This window comes from Psychrobacter faecalis, assembly GCF_016107575.1.
In the GTDB taxonomy this organism is placed as follows: Bacteria; Pseudomonadota; Gammaproteobacteria; order Pseudomonadales; family Moraxellaceae; genus Psychrobacter; species Psychrobacter faecalis.
This window is the reverse complement of sequence record NZ_JABAST010000013.1, coordinates 1-23,804: the sequence shown is the minus strand read 5'-3', so window position 1 is coordinate 23,804 and position 23,804 is coordinate 1. Positions and strand designations below refer to the sequence as shown.

21 protein-coding genes and 1 riboswitch are annotated in these 23,804 nt (G+C 43.8%); of the genes, 10 read left to right on the top strand and 11 right to left on the bottom strand.

What is annotated here, in order from left to right:
- Positions 1-70 precede the first annotated feature (70 nt).
- The 4 genes from JFC07_RS05955 (at position 71) to pnp (ending at position 3,802) form a co-directional block, all read left to right on the top strand.
- Positions 71-232: a hypothetical protein gene (locus JFC07_RS05955; RefSeq protein ID WP_156508534.1), complete on the top strand. Its 162-nt coding sequence runs from the start codon at positions 71-73 to the stop codon at positions 230-232.
- 85 nt (positions 233-317) lie between these two features.
- Positions 318-497: a hypothetical protein gene (locus tag JFC07_RS05950; RefSeq protein WP_102077737.1), complete on the top strand. Its 180-nt coding sequence runs from the start codon at positions 318-320 to the stop codon at positions 495-497.
- A 298-nt stretch (positions 498-795) separates the two neighbouring features.
- Entirely contained in the window at positions 796-1,062 is a 267-nt protein-coding gene (gene rpsO / locus JFC07_RS05945) for a 30S ribosomal protein S15 (protein WP_068407892.1), read from the top strand.
- 637 nt (positions 1,063-1,699) lie between these two features.
- Positions 1,700-3,802, top strand: a complete 2,103-nt coding sequence (pnp, locus tag JFC07_RS05940; protein ID WP_102077738.1) for a polyribonucleotide nucleotidyltransferase — start codon at positions 1,700-1,702, stop codon at positions 3,800-3,802.
- A 111-nt stretch (positions 3,803-3,913) separates the two neighbouring features.
- Here the strand turns inward: pnp and JFC07_RS05935 are convergent, their stop codons facing one another.
- From JFC07_RS05935 to JFC07_RS05920, 4 genes are all read right to left on the bottom strand, one after another.
- Positions 3,914-4,492, bottom strand: a complete 579-nt coding sequence (locus JFC07_RS05935) for a hypothetical protein (RefSeq protein WP_198328644.1) — start codon at positions 4,490-4,492, stop codon at positions 3,914-3,916.
- 30 nt (positions 4,493-4,522) lie between these two features.
- On the bottom strand, positions 4,523-5,065 hold the full coding sequence (locus JFC07_RS05930; protein WP_068407884.1) for a hypothetical protein: 543 nt from the start codon (positions 5,063-5,065) through the stop codon (positions 4,523-4,525).
- A 125-nt stretch (positions 5,066-5,190) separates the two neighbouring features.
- Positions 5,191-5,448, bottom strand: a complete 258-nt coding sequence (locus JFC07_RS05925; RefSeq protein WP_068407882.1) for a YheV family putative zinc ribbon protein — start codon at positions 5,446-5,448, stop codon at positions 5,191-5,193.
- Positions 5,449-7,638: a M3 family metallopeptidase gene (locus JFC07_RS05920; RefSeq protein WP_068407881.1), complete on the bottom strand. Its 2,190-nt coding sequence runs from the start codon at positions 7,636-7,638 to the stop codon at positions 5,449-5,451.
- Between the two features lie 463 nt (positions 7,639-8,101).
- Here JFC07_RS05920 and JFC07_RS05915 point away from each other — a divergent pair, with 463 nt between their 5' ends.
- From JFC07_RS05915 to JFC07_RS05905, 3 genes are all read left to right on the top strand, one after another.
- On the top strand, positions 8,102-9,214 hold the full coding sequence (locus JFC07_RS05915; RefSeq protein WP_068407880.1) for an AOC03_06830 family ribosome hibernation factor: 1,113 nt from the start codon (positions 8,102-8,104) through the stop codon (positions 9,212-9,214).
- Positions 9,215-9,416: 202 nt separating this feature from the next.
- Positions 9,417-10,175: an endonuclease/exonuclease/phosphatase family protein gene (locus tag JFC07_RS05910; protein WP_068407879.1), complete on the top strand. Its 759-nt coding sequence runs from the start codon at positions 9,417-9,419 to the stop codon at positions 10,173-10,175.
- Between the two features lie 80 nt (positions 10,176-10,255).
- Positions 10,256-11,251: an NADP-dependent oxidoreductase gene (locus JFC07_RS05905; RefSeq protein ID WP_068407878.1), complete on the top strand. Its 996-nt coding sequence runs from the start codon at positions 10,256-10,258 to the stop codon at positions 11,249-11,251.
- A gap of 45 nt (positions 11,252-11,296) precedes the next feature.
- On the opposite strand, the gene JFC07_RS05900 is transcribed toward JFC07_RS05905, so the two are convergent.
- The 3 genes from JFC07_RS05900 to JFC07_RS05890 form a co-directional block, all read right to left on the bottom strand.
- The gene (locus JFC07_RS05900; RefSeq protein WP_102077743.1) at positions 11,297-11,914 is read right to left on the bottom strand and encodes an alpha-ketoglutarate-dependent dioxygenase AlkB family protein; all 618 of its coding nucleotides are present in this window, start codon (positions 11,912-11,914) and stop codon (positions 11,297-11,299) included.
- Between the two features lie 40 nt (positions 11,915-11,954).
- Complete coding sequence (locus tag JFC07_RS05895; RefSeq protein WP_102077744.1) at positions 11,955-12,857, bottom strand: alpha/beta fold hydrolase; 903 nt, start codon at positions 12,855-12,857, stop codon at positions 11,955-11,957.
- A gap of 64 nt (positions 12,858-12,921) precedes the next feature.
- The gene (locus JFC07_RS05890; RefSeq protein WP_102077745.1) at positions 12,922-14,871 is read right to left on the bottom strand and encodes an ABC transporter ATP-binding protein; all 1,950 of its coding nucleotides are present in this window, start codon (positions 14,869-14,871) and stop codon (positions 12,922-12,924) included.
- 327 nt (positions 14,872-15,198) lie between these two features.
- Between JFC07_RS05890 and JFC07_RS05885 the strand changes: the two genes are divergently transcribed.
- A complete protein-coding gene (locus JFC07_RS05885; protein ID WP_193029871.1) occupies positions 15,199-16,047 on the top strand; it encodes an EamA/RhaT family transporter in 849 nt (282 codons plus the stop codon).
- Positions 16,048-16,207: 160 nt separating this feature from the next.
- Complete coding sequence (locus JFC07_RS05880) at positions 16,208-17,098, top strand: fructose bisphosphate aldolase (RefSeq protein ID WP_102077747.1); 891 nt, start codon at positions 16,208-16,210, stop codon at positions 17,096-17,098.
- A gap of 86 nt (positions 17,099-17,184) precedes the next feature.
- Here JFC07_RS05880 and thiC read toward each other — a convergent pair whose 3' ends face one another.
- The 3 genes from thiC to argH form a co-directional block, all read right to left on the bottom strand.
- Positions 17,185-19,164, bottom strand: a complete 1,980-nt coding sequence (gene thiC, locus JFC07_RS05875; RefSeq protein WP_226928737.1) for a phosphomethylpyrimidine synthase ThiC — start codon at positions 19,162-19,164, stop codon at positions 17,185-17,187.
- A 262-nt stretch (positions 19,165-19,426) separates the two neighbouring features.
- Positions 19,427-19,549, bottom strand: a riboswitch (TPP riboswitch).
- A gap of 168 nt (positions 19,550-19,717) precedes the next feature.
- Entirely contained in the window at positions 19,718-20,008 is a 291-nt protein-coding gene (locus JFC07_RS05870; RefSeq protein WP_193029872.1) for an oxidative damage protection protein, read from the bottom strand.
- 343 nt (positions 20,009-20,351) lie between these two features.
- Positions 20,352-21,725 (bottom strand): argininosuccinate lyase, encoded by a 1,374-nt coding sequence (argH, locus tag JFC07_RS05865; RefSeq protein ID WP_198328649.1) that lies wholly within the window; start codon positions 21,723-21,725, stop codon positions 20,352-20,354.
- 218 nt (positions 21,726-21,943) lie between these two features.
- On the opposite strand from argH, the gene JFC07_RS05860 reads away from it, so the two are divergent.
- Positions 21,944-22,990, top strand: coding sequence for a sensor histidine kinase (locus tag JFC07_RS05860; protein ID WP_227678276.1), 1,047 nt, complete (start codon positions 21,944-21,946; stop codon positions 22,988-22,990).
- Between the two features lie 191 nt (positions 22,991-23,181).
- Here JFC07_RS05860 and JFC07_RS05855 read toward each other — a convergent pair.
- On the bottom strand, positions 23,182-23,804 hold a 623-nt coding region (locus JFC07_RS05855), incomplete at its 5' end, for a transposase (RefSeq protein ID WP_198328642.1).

Sequence of the window (23,804 nt, the reverse complement as noted above, 5' to 3'; positions counted from 1 at the left end):
GATTTTACGAAATTACCATAACTTTAAAATCATAACTACAGAATTCATAACTACAGAAAAGGAAATTATTATGTCAAATCCTAATCCGAACGATACCAAGCTTGAGCAACAACGTTCAGAATCAGCGACTGCTGCCCTAAAGGGTCAAACAGAAGATAATCATACGCAAGATACTGAAGCGGCTGCAGACCGTATTGCTGATAATTTAAAAAATGCTAAAGAAGAAAAATAGTTAACTCCGTAATTTATTGAATCTGCTGATTATTAATAAGATAGTTAGTAAAAATATACAAAAATAATGATAACTGGGAGTATTTATGACTGACTCAAAAGGCAACATGGACGCGCAAGAGAAAAAAATTAAACAACAAGCCGAAGATATCAATCCTAAAAAAGATAATATTCCAGATAGTTTAGCGGAAGCAACGACGGCTCCCCTTGAAGATAATGAGCTTGGCGGTAATGCTACGCAGGACGACGTTAAGAAGGATAAATAGTTGCTGAAACGTTAGTCTTATAAATTTAGACCTTAATCAATTTTTCTCTGCAAAAATTGTAAAACTACTATAAAAACTGCTGCTAGTTCAGCAGTTTTTTGTTATAATCGCTGTCACGTTTAATTTTCGCTTTATTCTTAACTAAACGTTCTAATTGATAAGTTTGTCGTACACTAGGTCAACTCTAGTAATGCAGGGTTGTCCTGAATGACGGTTAAACTTTTTATTTTTATTCTATTGTGCCTAGATGCTTTAAATTGAAAGTATCTTAGTACATTTAGCATTGCCGGAGAGATTTATGCTAACCAATTCTGATCGTGAACAAATCATTGCTCAATACCAACGTGGCGAAAACGACACTGGTTCTCCAGAAGTTCAAGTAGCACTATTGAGTGCTCGTATCAACGATTTACAGAACCATTTTAAAGAGCACAAAGCGGACCATCATAGCCGTCGTGGTCTTATCCGTATGGTTAACACGCGCCGTAAACTGCTTGACTACTTAAAAGGTAAAGACCTTGGTCGTTATACCACCCTTATTAGCCAATTAGGTCTACGTCGTTAATTTGGCGACAATAGTACGAGTGGTCGCTAATATAGAATATGCCAGAATGTGGCAAGATTTTAGATTTTTTGCTAAGCCACTTGGTATTTGCTTGCTAAGCTCGATAAAATAGATTTTCTCTAAAGACGGTGTGGAATAGTTTCACGCCGTTTTTTTATGCGTATTTATATGAGTTTGACTGTTAAAAAATTATGCCTTAGCGGCATACGTTTAATGTGACAAACTCCTATTTTAACCGACTTTTTTATACTGAAATGCTCATAACGGTAATGCGCAAACAGACAGTTTGGCATTTCATTGGTCAATGGCTATAAATCACTGTAAAATAATGCCTTATGAGTTTGAGAGTAGTATTCGCGCTCGATTAATTATTTATAAGGTTTATCGTGATGAGTATTATTTATCAAACAGTGGCTAGCAAAGCAGATTTTAGTCAGCAAATAACGTGAAATCGTTATTTAAATAAATGTATCAAATAAATAGGTAACAAAATTGCTCTAATCGACCCAGTTTCCAATTATGTTAACGTCAATTAGTAGCCAATCACGAGTAACCAGTTACCAAGAATTTTTAATGACAGATATCAGCTTTTTATGATGCTGATATCCCTTTCGTCAGTCAATATTAGGAAAATTATATGACAATGTTTAATACCATTAAGCGTGAATTCCAGTACGGCGACCAGCAGGTCGTTATTGAAACGGGTCGTATCGCGCGTCAAGCAAACTCTATTTTGGTTCACATGGGCGGCGTGACTGTCCTAGTAGCGGCAGTAGTAAAGTCGGATGCTAAAGAAGGGCAAAACTTCTTCCCATTGACCGTCAACTATCAAGAAAAAATGTATGCAGCCGGTAAAATCCCTGGTGCTTATGGTAAACGTGAAGGCCGCGCAAGCGAAAATGAAACCTTAACGTCGCGTTTGATTGACCGTCCTATTCGTCCGCTATTCCCTGAAGGCTACGTGAACGAAATTCAAATTACGGCGACGGTTGTCTCGTCTGATAAAACTCAGTCGGCAGATATCGCGGCACTCATCGGTGCTTCAGCAGCGCTGGCTATTTCTGATGCCCCATTCAATGGCCCGGTAGCAGCAGCGCGTGTTGGCTTTATCAATGGCGAATATGTTCTTAACCCAACGCTTGAGCAGCTCAAAGACAGCGACCTTGACTTGGTGGTTGCGGGTACCAAATCTGCAGTATTGATGGTTGAATCAGAAGCGAAAGAATTGTCTGAAGACCAAATGCTAGGTGCGGTTTTATACGGTCATCAGCAGCAGCAAATCGTCATTGATAATATCGCGTCATTGGCAGAAGAGGTTGGTACCGCTAAGCAGCAATATACCGCGCCTGTTCGCGATCAAGCGTTAGAAACCAGCATGAAAGAGCAGTTTGGTGAGCAAGTGGCTGATGCTTATACTATTACCAATAAGCAAGAGCGCTACAGCAAACTTGACGAAATCAAACAAGCGATCATCGAAGCATTGGCAGGTGACGCCGAAGCAGAAACGTATAACGATACGGTATCTGAATTAAAAGAGATTTATGAAGAGTTAAAATACCGCACCGTTCGTGACAATATCTTGTCAGGTAAGCCGCGTATCGATGGCCGTGATCTTGAAACCGTTCGTGCGCTAGATGTACAAGTAGGCGTATTGCCATATACCCATGGTTCAGCACTATTTACCCGCGGTGAAACACAAGCATTGGTAACCACCACGCTTGGTAACACCCGTGATGTAAACATGATTGATTCATTGGCTGGTACGATTCGTGACCATTTCATGTTGCATTACAACTTCCCACATTTCTCAGTTGGTGAAACCGGCCGTGAAGGTGTGCCAAAACGTCGTGAAATCGGTCATGGTCGCCTAGCGCGCCGCGGCGTTGAAGCGATGTTGCCAGATAGCGAACGCTTCCCATATGTGATTCGTGTGGTATCTGAAATCACCGAATCAAATGGTTCATCTTCAATGGCTTCGGTTTGCGGCGCAAGCTTGGCATTGATGGACGCAGGCGTACCGCTAAAAGCACCAGTTGCGGGTATCGCGATGGGTCTGGTTAAAGAAGGCGAGCGCTTTGCGGTATTGTCTGACATCCTAGGTGATGAAGATCATCTTGGTGATATGGACTTTAAAGTAGCAGGCTCGAAAGACGGTATTACCGCGCTACAGATGGATATTAAAATCGAAGGCATTACCCCAGACATTATGGAGCAAGCGCTTAAGCAAGCCCACGCTGGTCGTATTCATATCCTAGAAGCGATGAATAAAGTACTGCCTGCAAGCCGTACGGAAATCAACGCTCATGCGCCTAACTATGCGGTTATCGAAATCAACCCAGAAAAAATCCGTGATGTGATTGGTAAAGGCGGCGCAACGATTCGTCAGCTAACCGAAGAAACTGGCGCGGTTATCGATATCGATGATGCTGGTACCATTCGTATCTTTGGTGAAAATAAAGCAGCAACCAAAGCGGCTATCGGCAAAATTGAAGCCATCACCGCGGAGGTAGAAGTCGGTAAAACTTATCAAGGTACGGTTGCGCGTATCGTTGACTTCGGTGCTTTCGTTAACGTCTTGCCAAACACCGATGGTCTCGTGCATATCTCGCAAATCGCCGATGAGCGCGTAGAAAACGTGTCTGACTACCTAAAAGAAGGTCAAACCGTCAGCGTATTGGTACAAGATGTTGATAACCGTGGCCGTATTAAGCTGACCATGAAAGGTATCGAGCAAAACTAATCTTCGTTTTTCGAATTAGTTAGATTTAAAAAAACCGCTTTGGTTGCTGATATTGGCAAACAAGGCGGTTTTTTTTATGCGCACAAAGAATAATGACAATGAGAAAATGATTTATATATTGATGTCTTTAGGAAGATGAATATCGATACGTAGCTTTGGTAAATCTTGTAGATGATGGGTGACAAGAGGCAAGATATTGCTAGACCAATCTAAAGCAATTGACGTTGTTATTTCACCGTTATCAGCAATATTATTTTGAGCAGAATTTTTTTGCGAATAATGAGCAATAAGCGGGCGCGATAGCAATGCAATCCGGCGTATACCTTGATAACGTATTAAAGGTATTAGCTGCTGTTGTAAATCGACTAGAGCTGCGCTTAACCAGCTTGCCCTCGGTGAATGATAGGGATGATCCGATACGACAAGGTTGGCAATATAACTTGGTTGGCTACCGTTGCTACTGACGCCAAGCCCAGCTTGCTCACGTGCGCGCTTATGCATTAAACAGCTACCAACCATTAGGCTACCCTCGCGGCAGGCGCTAAAGTAACGTTGGTAATTGTCTGGATATAAGTTTTTGCTGCGCATAAGGATAGGATCTAGCAGGATACCGGCGTTATTCACCGGCAATATCAGCAGTTGGGCGCTGCTATTTAAAATAGGGGCGTGGGTAAGTTGTAGACTTGCCATTTATCTATTTGCCCCTCTGTGAAATGAATATTATTTTACACTGTTTTTCGCGCTTTCCGCAGCTTCTAATTGGGCAATTTGCTCCTCCAGCAGGGCGATTTGTTCTTCTTTCATCTCTGTCAACTGCTTATTCATTGCTAATTGCTCAGCGGCCAGCTTCTCTTGTTCGGCTAAGCGCTGACGCTCGTCTTCCAAGCGATCTATTTCTTCTTTTGCTAAACTATCATTTTCCGGCAAGGGCGCATTTAAAATAGCGTCGGGATTAGGGATTTGGCTGTTTGTAATTGCCGAGTCATCACTCTCTAAAGTTAGCTGGCTGTCATCTGATATATTGTCATTACTATCTAATGACGGGATATTTGCTTGCTCAGCACTATCTTGCTCAATAGAATCGGCAGTAGGTGGTGTGCTTTCGATCGGCGCCTTTTCAGTGTCTGGCGAATTGTTTTCCCAAACCAAATAACCAATCAATAAAGCCGCCACTATGATAATAAGCCACCATTTTTGACGCGATTTGGCAGACTTTTTCAGCGCTGACTTAGTCGATAAAGGACGTAGACGTTTTTTATTCATACGATGGTCGATTTCTGGCAAAAATATAAGTAGCCATACTATAACAAACTCAAAATAAAAAGCCCATCTATTGCTAGACAGGCTTTGTGCTATTAAAAATTAACGTTAACTATCAAATATGACTCTTATGGCTTGAATTTGACTGTACCACTGGTACCTGTCGACATGGCATCACGAGCAATCTGGTCCTCTAAATGGTTTTTAGCACTGATAGTATCAGGATCGGGGCGGTGCTCTGTATGTCCGCACTGCGTACATTCGATGTATTCATCAGGTTCGGGTACGACGATATTTACTTGCATCACAGCATCCATCGCCTGACATTTAGGACAGCGAACGCCTGCTAAAAACCGGCGCTTTGGCGTTGATGATTGATAGCGCATTTAGATGACCTCGCGCGTCGTTTGAACATTGGCTTTAGCAGTGGCGGCAGCATCATTTTTAGCAATGTCATTTTTAGCATTGTCAAAACCGCTATGCCGTAGTAAAGCATCGATGCTGGCGCTGCGACCGCGGAAGTTCTCAAAGTTGGTCTTAGCAGGAAAACTACCACCGACCGATAAAATAGTCTCGCGAAAGGCTTTGCCGGTAGTTGGGTTAAAGATACCTTCTTCTTCAAACTTACTAAACGCATCGGCAGACAATAGCTCCGCCCATTTATACGAGTAATAACCGGCGGCATACCCACCAGCAAAGATATGACTAAAGCCATTAGCAAAACGGTTGTAATCTGGCGTCTGCACAATCGCAATATCATCGCGCACGGCGTTTAACGTCGCCAAGATACCATCATAATCAAGTGCTGGCGTCTGCGCATGAATCAATAAATCAAAAAGTGCAAACTCGATTTGACGTAAGGTTTGCATGCCGCTTTGGAAGTTTTTGACCGCTAGTAGGGCGGCAAGTTTGTCTTTTGGCAAGGGTTCGCCGCTTTCAACATGGCTACTTATTAAAGCAATCCCTTCGGCATCCCACGCCCAGTTTTCCATAAATTGACTGGGCAATTCGACTGCATCCCACTCAACGCCATTGACACCAGCGACATCACCAACAGTTACTTGGGTTAATAAGTGATGTAAACCATGACCAAACTCGTGGAACAAGGTCAGTACTTCATCGTGAGTCAATAGGCTTGGTTTACCATCGAGGGCAGGGGTGAAGTTGCCGACCATAAAGCAAACCGGTAGCTGCTGATGGTTTTGCTCCGCATAGGTATAACGTGATTGAAAACCGCTCATCCACGCGCCGCCGCGTTTGCCGCTACGAGCAAATAAGTCAAAGTAAAAGCCACCAAGCAAGTGATCATCGGCGTCAAATAATTGATAAAAACGTACGTCATCGTGCCAGCGTGATACAGACTCACTGTGCTCTTGTACCTTGATACCGTATAAACGCTCGACGATCGTAAACAATCCGCTAATCACTTTCGGTAGTGGGAAATAAGGACGTATCTCCTCTTGCGATAAGCTAAATTCGCTCTGTTTTACTTTTTCGGCAATATAAGCGCTGTCCCACGGCTGTAGCTCAGTAATACCATAAGCCTGCGCATATTTTTGTAGCTGTGCTAAATCTTGCTTAGCAGCTGGAGTCGCTTGCGCCGCCAAATCCCGTAAAAAGGTTTCCACTTCCGTTACGCTATCTGCCATTTTGGTCGACAGTGACACTTCTGCATAATTATCAAAACCTAATAGCTTGGCTTTTTGCGCGCGTAATTGCAGAATTTGGCTCATGATATCGGCATTATTGAGCGACTCACCTTTGGCATTGGTATGCGCATCAAACTCAGAGGCGCGAGTAACATAAGCACGGTACAGCGTCTCACGCAGATTACGATCATCGGCATGGGTCATGACGGCAAGATAAACGGGGATGTTTAAGCTTGCAACATAATAAGGCGTCGGCAACGCATCAATTTGTGCTTGGGTGAGCTTATCGCTGGCAAGCTCGCGAGCTTTATATTGTTCGCCTGCGTCCGCTAATAGCGCCAAACCACTCTCAGTTAACCCTGCTAATTGGCTTTGCTCAAGCGGTAAGGCATACGCCTGAGTAGCATCCAAGATATGGTCTGAGAACGTCGCTGATAAAGTCGATAACTCACTTTGAATAGCAGCAAAGGTTTCTTGCTCAGCTTTGGGTAGCGCAACGCCTGATAGCTCAAAGCTACGCAGCGCAAGCTCAATTGCTCGCGCCCTTGCTGGGTCTAGTTCGGCAAAGAAAGCCTGATCATTGACGATCGTCTGATAGCGACTAAATAGCGGCTGATGCTGACCAACACGCGTGCCATAAGCAGACAGCTTGGGCAACAATTCATGATGGACATGACGAATCTCATCGCTACTCATCACGCTATTAAGATGCGACAAAATGCCCCAACTACGATCTAACGCCAGATTTATATGGTCAAAGCTCATCACCTCTGCCAACGCCTGCTCAGCGCTAAGCTTGCTATCTGCCGACATCTCATCTAAAAAACGGTTGGCAGCATCGATAGCACTGATGACCTGGCTTTGTAAGGCATCAGGTGTGGTACTGGAAAAATCAACAAGGTGTAGGTCTGGAGCAATAGAGTTCATAAAGAAAGGTATCCAATGTCTGTTAGTCAAGGTCTGTTAGTAATGAATAAATTATTATAATTTAGATAAAGTGCTATGAACGTTATTTAAAACGTAGTTTAAAACGTTATGTAAAGTAAAGGTTATCTAAAAGATGGGTATGACGCGGTTGAAATACAAGCCAGCGTTATAATTGGTTTTAGAGTGTTCATTTTATAAATGGGATTTTTAGAAATGTCCAATTGGATAATAACCTAGCGCTAATTATCGATATGACTGATAGTTTGCTAAGTTTCACTTACAAAGCGTCATCATTTACTTGCAAATTAACCCTACAGGGAGTGAGGACAAGTTGTTAGCATCTTAGTAATACAAGGACTTAATATAATAAATTAAACACAAGGCAGTTGTTAAAAATAATTTTCAAATTCTATGACAAACTTTGCGATACCAACCAATGATAATAAAATAAGGAGCAGTATTTATGAAAGCAACTCTTAAAAGTCTACGTGAGACCAAAGCCAATCCAGCGGTCAGTATTTTTGTCAAAACGCACCGTGAGCATCCTGACAATCAAAAAGATCCTATCGCCCTAAAAAATCAATTAAAAGTCGTCGAAGAGCGCCTAAACAACGAGTACGACAAAAGTACCGCCACCTCTATTTTAGAAAATATCCAGAATAAAACCAGTGACCTGAATCACAACTATAACTTAGATACCTTAGCCATATTTGCTAGCACTGACGATGCTCAAATCGTCCGTATGCCTATTGATACCAAAGAGCGCGTGATAATCTCTGATAGATTTGCAACACGTGATTTGGTGCGTGATATGGCTAGTGCTGTGCATTATTATACGGTGGTATTGACGCGTGATAAGGCGCGCTTGATTGAAGCGTCTAACGACCGTGTGGTTAAAGAGTTCGACCAAGATACCGATGCACAAAATAATATGGAAAACATTCCATTTCCTGTAGAAAATAATGGTTTATATACAACAGGTGATGCCGGCTCTGATCGCTCAGCGAACAACGAGAGTAGCTATCTAAAAGAATTTTTTAACCAAGTAGATAAGAGCGTCCAAGAGCTATGGGGCGAGAATAAAATGCCGTTAGTGATCGTTGGCGATGCCAAAAATATCGGTTACTATAAAGATGTTTGTGATCGTCCAGATAATATCATTGCTACCGTTTCAAATGCCACCAATTTAGAAGAAGGCAGCGCGCAGCATATCATTGATAGCGTACAAGAAGCGGTTGAAAATTATCGCTCGTCATTACATCAAGCCGCTATGGGTGAAATTGACAAAGCGCGCGGTGCCAATATGCTGCAAACAGATTTGCAAGAAGTTTACCGCAGCGCCTTCCAAGGTGTTGGCGAGACTTTATATGTCCGCCGCGGTTACATGCAACCGGCTATGATCGATGAAGCGGCGCAGACTCTAAGCATGGCTGATGATGCGACTGCCCAAGGCGTTACTGATGATGCCGTTGGTGAAATCATCGAACACGTCATTCATAATGGTGGCAAAGCCGTATTCATGCCGCAGGAGCTGATGGGTGCAGATCAGCCAATTGCTCTGGTAACACGCTACTAAGTGATGGCTGCTATTCGTTAATGAATTAGCCATCGTTACGACATAGGTATAATATGGGAGCATTGGTTCGATATGAATCAATGCTCTTTTTTATAATAACTTAGGTTTACGTTTATCTGATGACTGGTGTCATTTGATAAGTTTCTAATAAAGCGCTGTTCACCCTTACGCTATCCATACTGAGTTTATAACTGATAAATTTATGACTAATACCACCTCTTTCGTTTTAACTAGCTACAACATTCATAAAGGCATGTCGCCGATGAATCGCCAAGTGAAGATACAGGGTATCGCCCAAGCGCTTGATATCATTGGCTCAGATATCCTTTGCCTGCAAGAAGTGCAGGGTCAAAACCTCAAGCGTAATATGCAATATAACGAATATCCCGACCAATCACAGCACGAATGGTTTGGTGAATATTTGCAACTGCAAAACAGCTATGGCAAAAACTCAGAGTATGAAAACGGTCATCATGGTAATGCGGTGTTGAGTCGTTTTCCGCTAGATCCTAAACATAACGTCAATATTACGGTGAATAAACTTGAGCAGCGCGGTGTCCTGCATTGTGAAGTGCAGCCGCTAGGGTGGGAGATGCCGGTTGTGGTATTATGCGCCCATTTAAACCTCTTTGAGCGCGACCGCATCAAGCAGTACGAAGCCATCTCCAATTATGTGCGTAATGAGATTGCGCCTAATCAGCCGCTGATTTTGGCGGGCGATTTTAACGACTGGAAAAAAATGTCTTGTGACAGGCTCGCTTCAAGCTTGGGGATGACCGAAGCTTTTAAACACTGTCATGGCAAATTGCTACCAACCTTTCCAGCAAAATTGCCTGTGCTCAGTCTAGACCGTATCTATGTGCGCAATCTAAGGGTAAAAGACGCGTGGGTACATACCGGTAAGCCTTGGTCAACACTATCGGATCATTTGCCGCTAAGTGCAGAATTAGCATTGTTATGAATTGCTGTTATCAGTTAATGGATAACAAGTAAGAAACTAACCAAAAAAGAGAAATTAGAATAATACAAGGATGAAAAATCATGTCTGATAAACACCTACCAACGACGCAGCACGCCGTACAGATACGCGAGTTTGGCGAACCTGAAGTCATGACATATCAAGACGGCGTGGCTATGCCTGCATTAAAGGATAACCAAGTATTAATACAAGTCGCTTATGCCGGTATCAACCCCGTCGATTATAAAACCCGTCAAGGTAAAGGCTGGGGCGCCGATGCGATTCAAAAAAATAACTTTGATAAAGGCGAGCCCGCTATTTTAGGCTTTGATGTTGCAGGGATAGTGGTCAAAAGTAATAGCGATAAATTTATGATTGGAGATGACGTCGCGGCCCTTAGTTTTGATGGCAGCTGCTACGCTGAATACGTGGCGATCGATGCTGATTTACTGGCAAAAGTACCTGAGTCTGTGACATTAGAGCAAGCAGGGGCATTGCCTTGTATCGGGCAAACGGCGCTACAGTTTGTAGAATTTGCCAACATAAAAAACGCTGAGCATGTGGTGATAAACGCGCCAGCGGGCGGCGTTGGACATTTAGCGATTCAGTTTTTGCTGAAAAAGGTAGCGTCAGATAATATCAAAGTCACGCTTATTTGCTCACCAGAAAAATACGCCAAACTTGATAAATTGATAGATAAAAGCAAGTTGGAAGGTTGGATAGATTATACCAAAGACCAAGATTTTCCTGACTTACAAGCCGATGTACTGATGGACTTGGTCGGTGACGATGCCGGCGTGCGCGCTTTGAGCACACTCAAATCTGGAGGTCGCGTTAAAGTGTTACCGACCATTTGGGTTGATAAACTAAAAGCTGCCGGTAGTAATAAAAACTTGAGCGTCGATGGTTATGCGGTAAAGCCAAATGGCGAAGATATGGCAAAGGTTTTACAAGATGTCGCTGACGGCACGCTAATTTTACAAATTCAGCAAACTTATCCATTATCTGAAGTGGTCGCTGCTCACCGCGAGCTAGAAAAAGGCGATACCTTTGGCAAGATTGTGCTCAAAGCAAGCTAAGGCAGAGTTATTTAAGTTAAGCGAGGTTATTTAAGTTAAGCGAGTTTAATCTAATATCATTTGCCTAAAGGTTAAGCTAATACGTCCTTCTAAAACCGTTTTTGTTTTAGTAACAGTATGCTTCCAACATTTTTGCGTCTCACCATGCATGACGATAAGCTGACCGGACTCAAGATAAAGCTCGACTTTATCTTGAGTTTTTTTATGCTTTAAGACAAACTTGCGCGTCGCTCCGAGTGACAAAGAAGCAATAACTGGCTGATTGCCTAGTTCTTTTTCATCGTCGGCATGATACCCCATACCATCGTCGCCGGACGGATAGTAATTTAGCAGGCAAGAATTAAAGTGGGTATTGATACCGATTTTTAATAGTTGCCGCTCGATATGATGTTTCACATGAAACACTGAGTCTGTCCACTCAATGGCTTGCCGCCTGTGCCCCGAGTATTGATAACTGGCAGCACTGTCGCCCATCCAGACTATTTGGCGAGTGGTGACATGCGTCTTACCAAATAATGTCACGATATCAGACTGCCAAGGTAGCGTCGTTAATAGGGCATAGTATAAGGCACTGGGATAATCGATAACGATACCTAAGTCATTAACTTTGCCATCATAAGGCAATAAATTATCGGTTGGCGCAGGGACAAAAAGGTCGCTCATTGCTTATATCCCATATATCCTACATTCCATATCGCTCGGCTTATTTATTGCTTTCATAATGCTCATTAATAATTTGCGCACACAGTTCAGGTGCTTCCATTGGCAAAAGATGACCGTAATCGGGCAAAGAGATAATGCTATCGGCGGGAACAAATCCTTGCCATTGTTTACGTACTTTATCATTGATAAACAAAGTCGGTTTGCCGGTGATTAAGGTATAAGGACAGCTGAGTTTTTTTAATGCCGCATCGATATGGGGCGCACCAAAATAGTTGGCAAGCTCTTGCTCGGGGGCAAACATCAAGCTATAGCTGCCATTGTTATTGGCCGTCAAACTTTGTTCAGCAAATACTTTTAAGTGCTCATCACTGATACGTTTATAAGCCCGTTGCGCGCGCAAATGCTCATAATAGTCATCGATACTTGCCCACGTCGATTGCTTGGTTAGGGTGCTTTTAAAAGGTTCACGGCTTAGCAATATCTTGCGCGGTAGTAAGTTATAAAGCGTTGCTTGTTTTTTAGTAAAGGTGACAGGCTCGATAAGATATAACTGCGAGAATAAATCGGGGCGTTTTGCTGCTGCTATAGCGGTCGCTGTTGCGCCTTGCGAATGCCCAATACCAACGATAGGCGCGTTTTGGGTTTTCTCTAAAAACTCAATCAGTATATCGGCATCTTGCTCACGGGTCAGACGCGGCGCTTGCGGCTTGTCATACCAATAACCACGTAGCGCCAGCGCCGATAAATCAAAATCCGTTGCGAGCTTATTTAATAATGGTGCATAAGTACCAACAGTAAAGCTGTTACCACCATAAAAATGAGCAGGCGGGCGTTTATGGTGGTTCGGTTTGTCTGCTTGATTTGCAGTTTGGTTCAACTGCTCTAAATCATAATAGCGCGCTTGCTTGCCACTGATATTAATACGTTTGGTAAAAGTTTCCATAAAAACTTCACTTCCTTGTGGTGGTTTTTTAACCGTTATCTTACATTTTATTGTTAACTTGCAATTAGCTGTCTTCGCCTAAGAAGCCGCCACTTTGACGCTGCCATAAGCGCGCATAAACGCCATTTAACGCCAGTAGCTCATCATGACTGCCTTGCTCGATGATACGGCCTTTATCCATGACCACCAATCTATCTAGCGCGGCAATGGTCGATAATCGATGGGCAATTGCAATCACAGTTTTGCCGGTCATGATATCGTTTAGGCTTTCGGTAATGGCAAATTCAATCTCAGAATCAAGTGCACTGGTCGCCTCGTCCAGTAACAAAATCGGCGCATTTTTTAGCATCACGCGTGAGATAGCGATGCGCTGACGTTGACCGCCAGAGAGCTTAACGCCGCGCTCGCCGACTTGTGTATCAAGACCGGTATTGCCTTTGTCATCGTATAAATCTTTAATAAAGTCCCACGCCTGAGCTTGCTTAGCAGCTGTAATGATTTCCTCATCGGTTGCGTCAGGACGACCGTAAGCGATATTTTCGCGCACAGTACGGTGCAATAACGAGGTATCTTGGGTGACCATACCGATTTGCTGACGCAGCGATTCTTGGGTAACTTCGTCAATCGCTTGCCCGTCGATATAGATTTTGCCTTTATCAACATCAAAGAAGCGCAGGAGTAGATTAACCAAAGTTGATTTACCAGCGCCTGAACGCCCAACCAGACCGATTTTCTCACCCGGTTTGATATCTAAGTAAAAGTTATCTAATAGCTTGGCGTATGAAGTTCCCGCTGCAGAATCCGCAGCAGGAATAACAGCATCTTCATGCGTGTTATCTAGAGGCTTGTCTGATTTATGCTTGTTTAAACCTGTGGCATCGTCTTCGCCTTCATAACTAAAATCAACATGGTCGAAAACGATACGACCATCGCTGACTTTAAGGATAGCGGCATTTGGCTTATCAACGATGGTTTGCGGCGCAGATAAGGTGCGCATCCCGTCTTGTACTGTCCCGATACTCTCAAACAGGCTAGCAGTTTGCCACATAATCCAGCGCGTCAGGCCATTTAATCGCAGCGCCATCGCCGTGGCAGCGGCAATTGCGCCAACACCGACAGCGCTTTGTTGCCATAAATAAATTCCGATACCGGCCGTACTACTGACCAAAATCACACTGATTAAGTGGGTTGATACCTCAAGGTAGCTGACCCAGCGCATTTGCGCATGGACCGTACCTAAAAACTGTCCCATCGCGTTTTTGGCATAATCGAGCTCGCGGCGCGAGTGGCTAAACAGTTTAACCGTCATGATATTGGCATACGCATCAGTGATGCGGCCCGTCATTAACGCGCGGGCATCGGCTTGTACAATCGCCGTTTGTTTAAGTTTGGGAATAAAATACCACATCGCCAGCCACACCAAGACAAACCACACAATAAATGGAATCAATAATAAGCTGTCTAAATTAAATAAAATAATGCCAGAAGTAATAAAATAAACGGCGACGTACATAAACATGTCTGTGACCGTCATCACGGTATCGCGTACGGCCAATGCCGTTTGCATTACCTTAGCAGAAACGCGACCAGAGAACTCGTCTTGATAAAACTGCATCGATTGCCCAAGCATACGCTGATGAAAACGCCAGCGCATCTGCATCGGGAAGACGCCTTGCAAGGTTTGAAAATGGATAAATGACGATAGGGCAATCCAAAGCGGACTTAAAATCATCACGGCCAGTATCAAAAGCAGCATATCGCCTTTTTCTGCCCACAGATTTTGCGGCGTATAAACGCCAAGCCAATCGACGATATTGCCAATCCACGCAAATAGCATCGCTTCGTAGATACCGATACCAGCAGACAAAATCATAAATAGCAATAACCACCCGCGTAGCCCTTTGGTACATGCCCACATAAATTTGAGCATACCATCGCGCGGCGAGGGCAGCGGCATAGGCGTCTCAGGAAAGGCGGGCAGACGAGTTTCAAAAAAGCGAAATAAAGCGTTCATAGGCAGTCAAAGAGCATTCATAGCAGTACGCCAAGATAAACGCCGTCAAACGCTATCGTGAATCGTTACTTTTGTTATTAGGATTGCTGGTTATTTTAACAAAATTCGTCCTCATGCCTGCATGCTAATTGTAAGCTGACAGGTAGAGCACACAATAATTAGATTGCTGTGGATGAAATATTTTGTTACATTCCATCATTTCTTCTAGTTTGTTGCTTCCTTTTATTTATACGTTTTAATAATCGAAAAATCGGCTAATGAATGAGTATTCTTTTACTCCTACGAATAATAAACGCGCAAAGTTGCGACTTAACAAGGATAAAGTTGATGATGTATTTAACGATAGCGGTGCTCTGTAGCGTCGCTGTTTCCGTACTTTTAAAAATATTACGCCAAAAAAATATCGATATTCGCCAAACCATCGTGGCGGGATATCCCGTGGCATTTTTATTAACTTGGCTGTTATTAAAACCAGATGTTAGTAGTATCGGCGCACTTGGAAATGCTTGGGGTATCATTATTGCGCTTGGTATCTTGTTGCCAGCAGTGTTTGTTATTCTTGGGCGGGCGATTGAATCGGTCGGGGTGGTAGCAACCGATGCCGCCCAGCGTTTATCACTGATCATTCCTATCGTTGCTGCTTTTTTATTATTTGGCGAAGTATTAACGGGTACGCGCATATATGGTCTGTTGTTAGGATTTTTAGCACTCGCTGCTTTGGTTTATCGTCCGCAGCACGGGCTTATAAATAGCCAAGCAAAGCAGACGCCACTTTGGTTATTTGGCGTTTGGCTCGGTTACGGCGTGATTGATATTTTGTTCAAACAAGTTGCCAAGCAAGGCGCGGCGTTTCCTTTAACTTTATTTGTGACCTTTGGGCTGGCAGGTTTGCTGCTACTCGTTTACCTGCTTAGCACGCGCGTGCGTTGGCAGGGCAATGCCCTTAGCGCAGGATTATTACTTGGCGCGCTCAATATGGGCAATATCTATGCTTATGTACGCGCCCATCAAGTATTGTCTGAGTCGCCAAGTATCGTCTTTACAGGCATGAACGTCGGCGTGATTGCGGTGGCAACCTTGATAGGGGTTGGGGTATTTAAAGAGCGCCTCAATCGTATCAATATCGTCGGTTTATTATTGGCGATTGGCTGTGTAGCGGTATTGTTTTTGCTTTAATAATGCCACTATGAAATAGGTAAAATTTTAACTTATCAACAATAGGCAGGTGGCATGTCCTATGATAAGGTAACTGACAGTCAGGCTCATACTATTGAGGGCTGATTGACTTATTATAATAACGTTTGACCCTTATTAATTAGGATAGGATACCCATTCAATGGAATACGAAAAACAACTACAGCATATAAAAAATGGCTCAGGATTTATCGCCGCGCTTGACCAAAGTGGTGGCAGCACGCCAAAAGCATTAGAGAACTATGGCGTCAGCGGCGATGCTTATGACAATGATGAAGCGATGTTTGATTTGGTGCATGAAATGCGCACCCGTATTATGACTTGTGATGCCTTTGATAATGAGCGTGTACTCGGGGCGATTTTATTTGAAGATACCATGGAGCGCGAGGTTAATGGCAAACCGACCGCCAATTACCTATGGGAAGATAAAAATATCGTACCTTTTTTAAAGGTAGATAAGGGTTTGGCTGAACACATGAACGGCGTACAGGTGATGCGTCCGATGCCAAATCTAGACTTGTTGCTGGATAAAGCAAAAAATTATCCGGTATTTGGCACCAAGATGCGCTCAGTCATTTATGAACCAAGTGTCGATGGTATCGAGCTTGTCGTCCAGCAGCAGTTTGATGTCGCAAAGCAAATTCTTTCTAAAGGTTTTATGCCGATCGTTGAGCCAGAAGTGGATATCAACAGTAGCAAAAAGCATGACTGCGAAATCATCCTTAAAACTAGTATTTTGCACAATCTTGAGTTTTTAGACGATGATCATCAAGTGATGCTAAAACTGACTTTGCCTGAAGAAGACGGATTTTATCAAGAGCTGATTGATCACCCAAAAGTGCTCAAAGTGGTTGCGCTATCAGGCGGTTACAGTCGTCATGACGCCTGTGAAAAGCTTAAACAAAACCCCGGTATGATTGCGAGCTTCTCGCGCGCTTTTACCGAAGGCTTAAATAAGCAACAAAGCGACGCAGAGTTTGCTGATACGATTAATACTTCTATTAAAGAGATTTACGAAGCGTCAAAGGTTTAATCTACTATAAAGATAAAACTGTTTGCAATAAAAAGCGCTACTTATGAGTAGCGCTTTTTTATGAATTAAGGATTAACGTTAATCGCTTAAACCTCTTTATACAACTGGCGACCCTCGGCATGATATTTTTGCGTCATCTCGTCCATGCCTTTTTTAATATCAGCGCGGCTCATCGCACTAGTAGCCTGAACGCCGTTTTCTTTTGCATCTAAACCTTTAGCATACTCGCGCACGTTTTGAGTGATTTTCATCGAGCAAAACTTCGGTCCGCACATTGAGCAAAAGTGCGCAGACTTGTGCGCATCTTTTGGCAGTGTTTCGTCATGATATTCACGCGCCGTATCAGGGTCAAGCGCCAGATTAAACTGATCATCCCAGCGGAACTCAAAACGCGCTTTGGACAAGGCATTATCACGTGCTTGTGCGCCCGGATGGCCTTTAGCAAGGTCGGCAGCATGAGCGGCGATTTTATAAGTGATGATACCGTCCTTGACGTCCTTTTTATTGGGCAAACCGAGATGCTCTTTTGGTGTTACGTAACAGAGCATCGCCGTGCCAAACCAGCCAATCATCGCTGCGCCAATGGCACTGGTGATATGGTCATAACCAGGCGCAATATCAGTGGTTAATGGCCCTAAAGTATAAAAAGGTGCGTCGCTACATAGCTCAAGCTGCAAGTCCATATTTTCTTTAATACGGTTCATCGCCACGTGTCCAGGGCCTTCAATCATCACCTGTACATCATGCTTCCATGCGACTTGCGTCAACTCACCTAGGGTACGTAGCTCACCAAATTGCGCTTCATCATTGGCATCTTGCAAACAGCCCGGACGTAAGCCATCGCCTAAGCTAAATGCCACATCATACTGCTTCATAATCTCGCAGATATCTTCAAAATGCGTGTATAAAAAGCTCTCTTTATGATGGGCCAAACACCACTGCGCCATGATAGAGCCGCCACGCGAGACGATGCCCGTCAAGCGATTGGCGGTTAGCGGTACATAACGTAGCAGTACGCCAGCGTGAATGGTAAAGTAATCAACGCCTTGCTCGGCTTGCTCAATCAAGGTATCGCGGAATATCTCCCACGTTAAGTCTTCGGCAACGCCATCGACTTTCTCTAAGGCTTGATAAATCGGCACCGTACCAATTGGCACTGGTGAGTTACGAATCAACCATTCACGGGTTTCATGGATATGATTGCCGGTCGATAAATCCATAATGGTATCGGCGCCCCAGCGCGTTGCCCAGGTCATTTTTGATACTTCTTCATCGATAGATGAGCCGAGCGCTGAATTGCCGATATTGGCGTTAATTTTCACTAAAAAATTACGCCCGATAATCATCGGCTCAGATTCAGGGTGATTGATATTATTGGGGATAATGGCGCGGCCTGCGGCAACTTCGCTGCGGACAAACTCAGGGGTGATGATTTTTGGCGTATTGGCACCAAAGCTTTCGCCATCGTGTTGGCGCATATCGGTCAGTTCGTGCTGCTTTTGCGTCTCACGAATGGCGATATATTCCATTTCAGGCGTGATAATACCGCGACGCGCGTAATGCATTTGCGTGACGTTCTTTCCTACTAAGGCGCGACGTGGTCTATCAATATGCGCAAATCTTAAGTTAGCAGTACTGATATCACGGGCGCGCGCTTGTCCGTATGAGCTAGATAAACCTTTTAACTGTTCAGTATCGCCGCGCTCAGCAATCCAGCCTTCACGCAGCTTTGGTAAGCCTTTGGTCAAATCGATCTCGACATTGGGATCGGTGTAAACGCCTGAGGTGTCGTAGACATAAAATGGTGGGTTTTGCTCCCAATCGTACTCGCTTACCCCTTGGATAGGGGTAGGGTCAAGGGTAATCTCGCGCATCGGTACTTGGATATCGGGCCGTGAGCCCCCGATATAGACTTTTTTAGAAGCTGGTAAGATGCGGTGTAAGTCGCGAGCGTCTTCTTCAAAACGCGCATCATTTGCGGTACGATGGGCAGGCGTTTTTAGAGCGTCGGCTTTTTTGTCAGAAGTTTTGGCAATAGGAGTTGAAGTATTTTGTGTGAGGTTCATATGCTGTCCTAGCGTGTTGGTTTTTGAATAAAAGCAACACCGCCAGTAGCTGCGGGGCAAGACGATGCAAGATAGACAAATTCAATCATTAAACGTCTGCACTATTATTAAATTCAACTTTCATTGAAAATGAATCTAATGCCGTTGTTAAATGATTGGTAGGCGCCGCTTTTTATTGCTTTCCTCATGGCCGCGTAAAAACGCTAGCACATGAAGTATGAGCAATAATAAAAAGGCATTTCTGCGCGCCCTTTGTATATAAAACATAGTCTTAAGACTTCCCTGCGTCGGTACTAACCGCATCAGGTTCGGCGGGTGATCTCTCAGCGAATGTATGAAATAGCTTAAACTAAGCTTGTCATACACCGCACCCCGAGTCTGTCAGTGTTGTAAATCAGTCTCATACTAACAAACTATAGGGATGATGCCTAGTCATTTGCCGTTTGTTAGTAGAGAGGCAATCTTGCTGTTATTAATGTAATCACTGTCTTTTAATCAATGACAGCTTTTCAATTAATGACATTCTTTTTAATTAATAAAATCACCGTGCGTATTATTTTTCTGGTGTCCAACCTTGCGCGCGCTCGTAGACTTCATTGTCCAAAAACTTCTCGCGTTGCTCAGTTAAGAACTTTTTGGCTTCAGGGTCCATCATGCTGAGATGGTTTTCGTTAATCAGCATGGTTTGCTGCTCAAGCCATTCTTTCCAAGCTTTGTCAGAAACGGTTTCTTGTAGCTCTTGACCTTTTTTATTAGGAAATGGCGGATGCGGCATTTTTGGCAATTCCTGCTTATATTTGCGGCAAAATACGGTATTGGCTTGTGGATTAAAAGTCTCAGTCATCAGGCAATCCTCATTAATTAGTGGTATTAAATTATCGTGTCGAATATTGGTAATCTATCATAACGCGCTTGCACGATTTAGCAAAGCGTATCAGGTGTAGAGAAGGTAACATCAAATCTATAGTCGGCGTACTTTTAAACCGCTACGGTGTTGCTCGCCCTAGATGTACTCAGTGTACTATCTGCGGTAGATCGCCTTGTAGCGATTTTAAAATTCCTTGACTATATCCAGTGCTGGCAAAATCAGGCATGACAAAAAAACACCCGCACAATGGCGGGTGTTAGAGAAAAGCGCTAGTTTTAAAGCACAGTTTTATTGCTAGCTTCAGCTTTAAAAAAGGCTTTTAAGCAAACGATTTTAGGCGCGCACGTCCATTAACCACCGCCTGTTTGACTTGATTTGGCGCGGTGCCACCTAAGTGGTCACGAGCAGCCAATGAGCCTTCTAACGTTAAGAAGTCAAAGACATCATCACCAATGGCGTCGCTAAATTGCTGAAGCTGTGCCAGTGATAAGTCATTTAAATCAACGCCCTCACGAATGCCCAAAGCAACGGCATTGCCGACCACTTCATGGGCATCACGGAATGCCACCCCTTGGCGTACCAAATAATCGGCTAGGTCAGTCGCCGTTGCATAGCCTTTCATGGTAGCAGCGCGCATGTTTTCCTTATTCGGAGTAATATTCGGTAGCATATCAGCAAAAGCGAGTAGCGAACCCGTCAAAGTATCGACGCAATCAAATAGCGGCTCTTTGTCTTCTTGGTTGTCTTTATTATAGGCAAGTGGCTGGCTTTTCATCAGGCTTAATAATGTCATCAATTGGCCAAAAACCCGCGCCGCTTTACCGCGTACCAACTCTGGTACGTCAGGGTTTTTCTTTTGCGGCATAATAGATGAGCCAGTACAGAAGCGATCTGGTATTTGCACAAAGTTAAATTGCGCTGACATCCATAGGATAACCTCTTCGCTCATACGCGACATATGCATCATCAAAATAGAAGCTGCCGAGGTAAACTCAATGGCAAAATCACGGTCTGAGACGGCATCGAGCGAGTTTTGGCAAATACCTTCAAAACCTAGCAATTTGGCCGTGATGGTACGATCGATTGGAAAGGTCGTGCCAGCAAGGGCAGCGCTACCAAGCGGCATCTGATTGATACGGCGACGGGCATCGACCAGACGCTCGGTATCGCGGTAGAGCATCTCAAACCATGCCATCACGTGATGACCAAAGCTCACTGGCTGCGCGGTTTGCAAATGGGTAAAGCCCGGCATAATGGTGTCGGTATGCTGTTCGGCTAAATCTAGTAAACCGCTTTGCAAACGTACCAGTAGCGCGATGATATTGTCGGTTTCTTCACGCAACCATAGACGAATATCGGTCGCAACCTGATCGTTACGGCTACGGCCAGTATGTAGTTTTTTGCCAACCGCACCGACGATATCCGTCAAGCGCGATTCGACGTTCATGTGCACGTCTTCGAGCGCAATCGACCAGTTAAACTCCCCAGCTTCAATCTCGCGCAGCACCTGCTGTAAGCCATCGATAATGGTCGCAACCTCATCAGCACTTAAAATGCCGCATTCTTTCAGCATGGTTGCATGGGCGATTGAGCCTTGGATATCGTGACGCGCAAAGCGTTGGTCAAAGCCGACGGATGCAGTAAAGGCGGCAACGAAGCTATCAGTCGCTTCACTAAAGCGCCCGCCCCACATCTGCTGACCTTGACCACCTGTAGCGCTTTGCAGCGCAGGAGTGTTGGTTATAGAAGCATCTATGCTAGAATCAGGAGTAGATGAATTTTTATTTGAATTAGGATTAATACTATTTGAAGAGTTGGCGTTCATATCAGTTCAAGACAAGTCAAGAGAATAAGAACTCAAGTATAGCAAATGATGAGGTTGCCTTACTAGCGGAGCGCTTAGAGTTTTTTATGCCCAAGCTCATGGAGATGATGAAGCCTTGGCAATGGCTGCTGGCAATCTTTTTTTGGTCGCTGTTTGTGGCGATTGTCGATCGGCATAGCGTGGTCAATGAAACGCAGTTTATCATCAAGTTTATGGCAAGATTTATCCAAACCAGCTTGGCCTTGATTCCTTCTTTTTATCTCATCGATTATCTACGTCCAGTTTTTAAAGGCTTACGCGTAACGACCGTCAGTATGTATGTTTTACTCATTTTGACCACTGCCACGGCGGTGACCGTCGCGTTGGCCTTGCTAATTATGATAAACGCTGGCTGGTTTAACTATAACTTGGCGGACTTTATCTCAATCATTGTATTTAATACGGTGATTGCCGCCGGATTTACCATTGCCGCCTTGCTGTTTTTTTTACGCCGTTATCGTGAGCTAAATGCACTAAAGCACTCATTTGAGCAAAAATTGAGAGCCCAAAATGATGTGTTAAAAGCTCGCCTAGCGCCGCATTTCTTTTTTAATACTATCAATACTTTGATGTCGCTGATTGAGTCTGAGCCGCAGCGCGCCGCTGTTTTATTGCAGCACGTCTCAGCGCTCTTTCGTGCCAGTTTTAATGGCGCGCGTGAGATCAGCTTTGAAGAAGAGATTGCCCTGTGTGAGCATTATTTGGCCATTGAATCCATCCGCTTAGCAGATAAATTGGTAGTAAACTGGCAATTGCCAAAAGAAGACGTCATGTATGACATGGTGATTACCGCTTTAACCTTACAAAGCGTGATTGAAAAAATGCTAGTGAACGTCATTAGGATGACCACCGAAACCATTTATATTGATATAAAAGTCACTTGGTTGCAGCATCGGGTCAACATTACCATTAGCGTGCAGCTGCCGAAAAAAACCTTGTTGATTAACCATGACTTACGCCAACATATGGATTTTATGATTCAGGCGCAACGTCTGCGCGCCTATTTTGGTCAAAGTGCCGACATCCAAAGCAGCATCATGAATAAAAAAATTCTTACTAATATTAGCTATCCGCTGCAAGATGTCAGTTTATAATTCTTGTTCTTTAAAACAGTTGCTCTAGTTGCTATGCATGAGCCAATTATCGCCAAGCATTTATCGTGGCATATTTATTGCACCGTCAAAGCTGTTATGCACGGCTAAAGCATTTAAACGGCAAAGTTAGATTCGTGGCTTGCACAAGTGCGGCAGTTGGTTTATAACTTAAGTAGGGAGTTGCATTCTTACTAAGGGATGAGTGTTAAAGATTGATAGGTTATTAATACTTTAAAAGATTTCTCTGCACACGACAAAAAAATCATCCCCCCCCCGATTTTCATAGGTTTAGGGGTTAAAAAGCTAACTAACTGTCGAAGTACAGTCTTATCATTGTTAAAGAACACCAAGCGAAGGCCCTCAATCAACACATCCAGTCCAAGCGCAAACAAACTGGCTTGAGGTCGAGCGTTTGACTTCAACTTGCGTTTTAACGGCTTATCTTTGTCTTTATAAATACCGACATGATAAGCCCAACAAAATGCTAAGGCGTTCACTGCGACTAATTTGCTGACCCGATCAAGATGGGTTAAGTGGGTATCTTCAAGATTAAAGCCACGGCCCTTTAGACAAGCAAATAAAGTCTCAATCTCCCAACGCTTAGCATAGCTTGTCATCGCATCCACTGTTTCTAGTTGATTGGTTGCGACAATCACTAAACCGTAGTCTTTATCACGCTTGGCAAATACTCGAACCAAACAACCATCGACAGTCAGTATTCGTCCATGTCGATATGTTTCTTGATGGCTAACATGGCGCAATAACTCTTTAATCTGTACCAACTTGCCATGATGATTCTTAACTTTACTGTTCT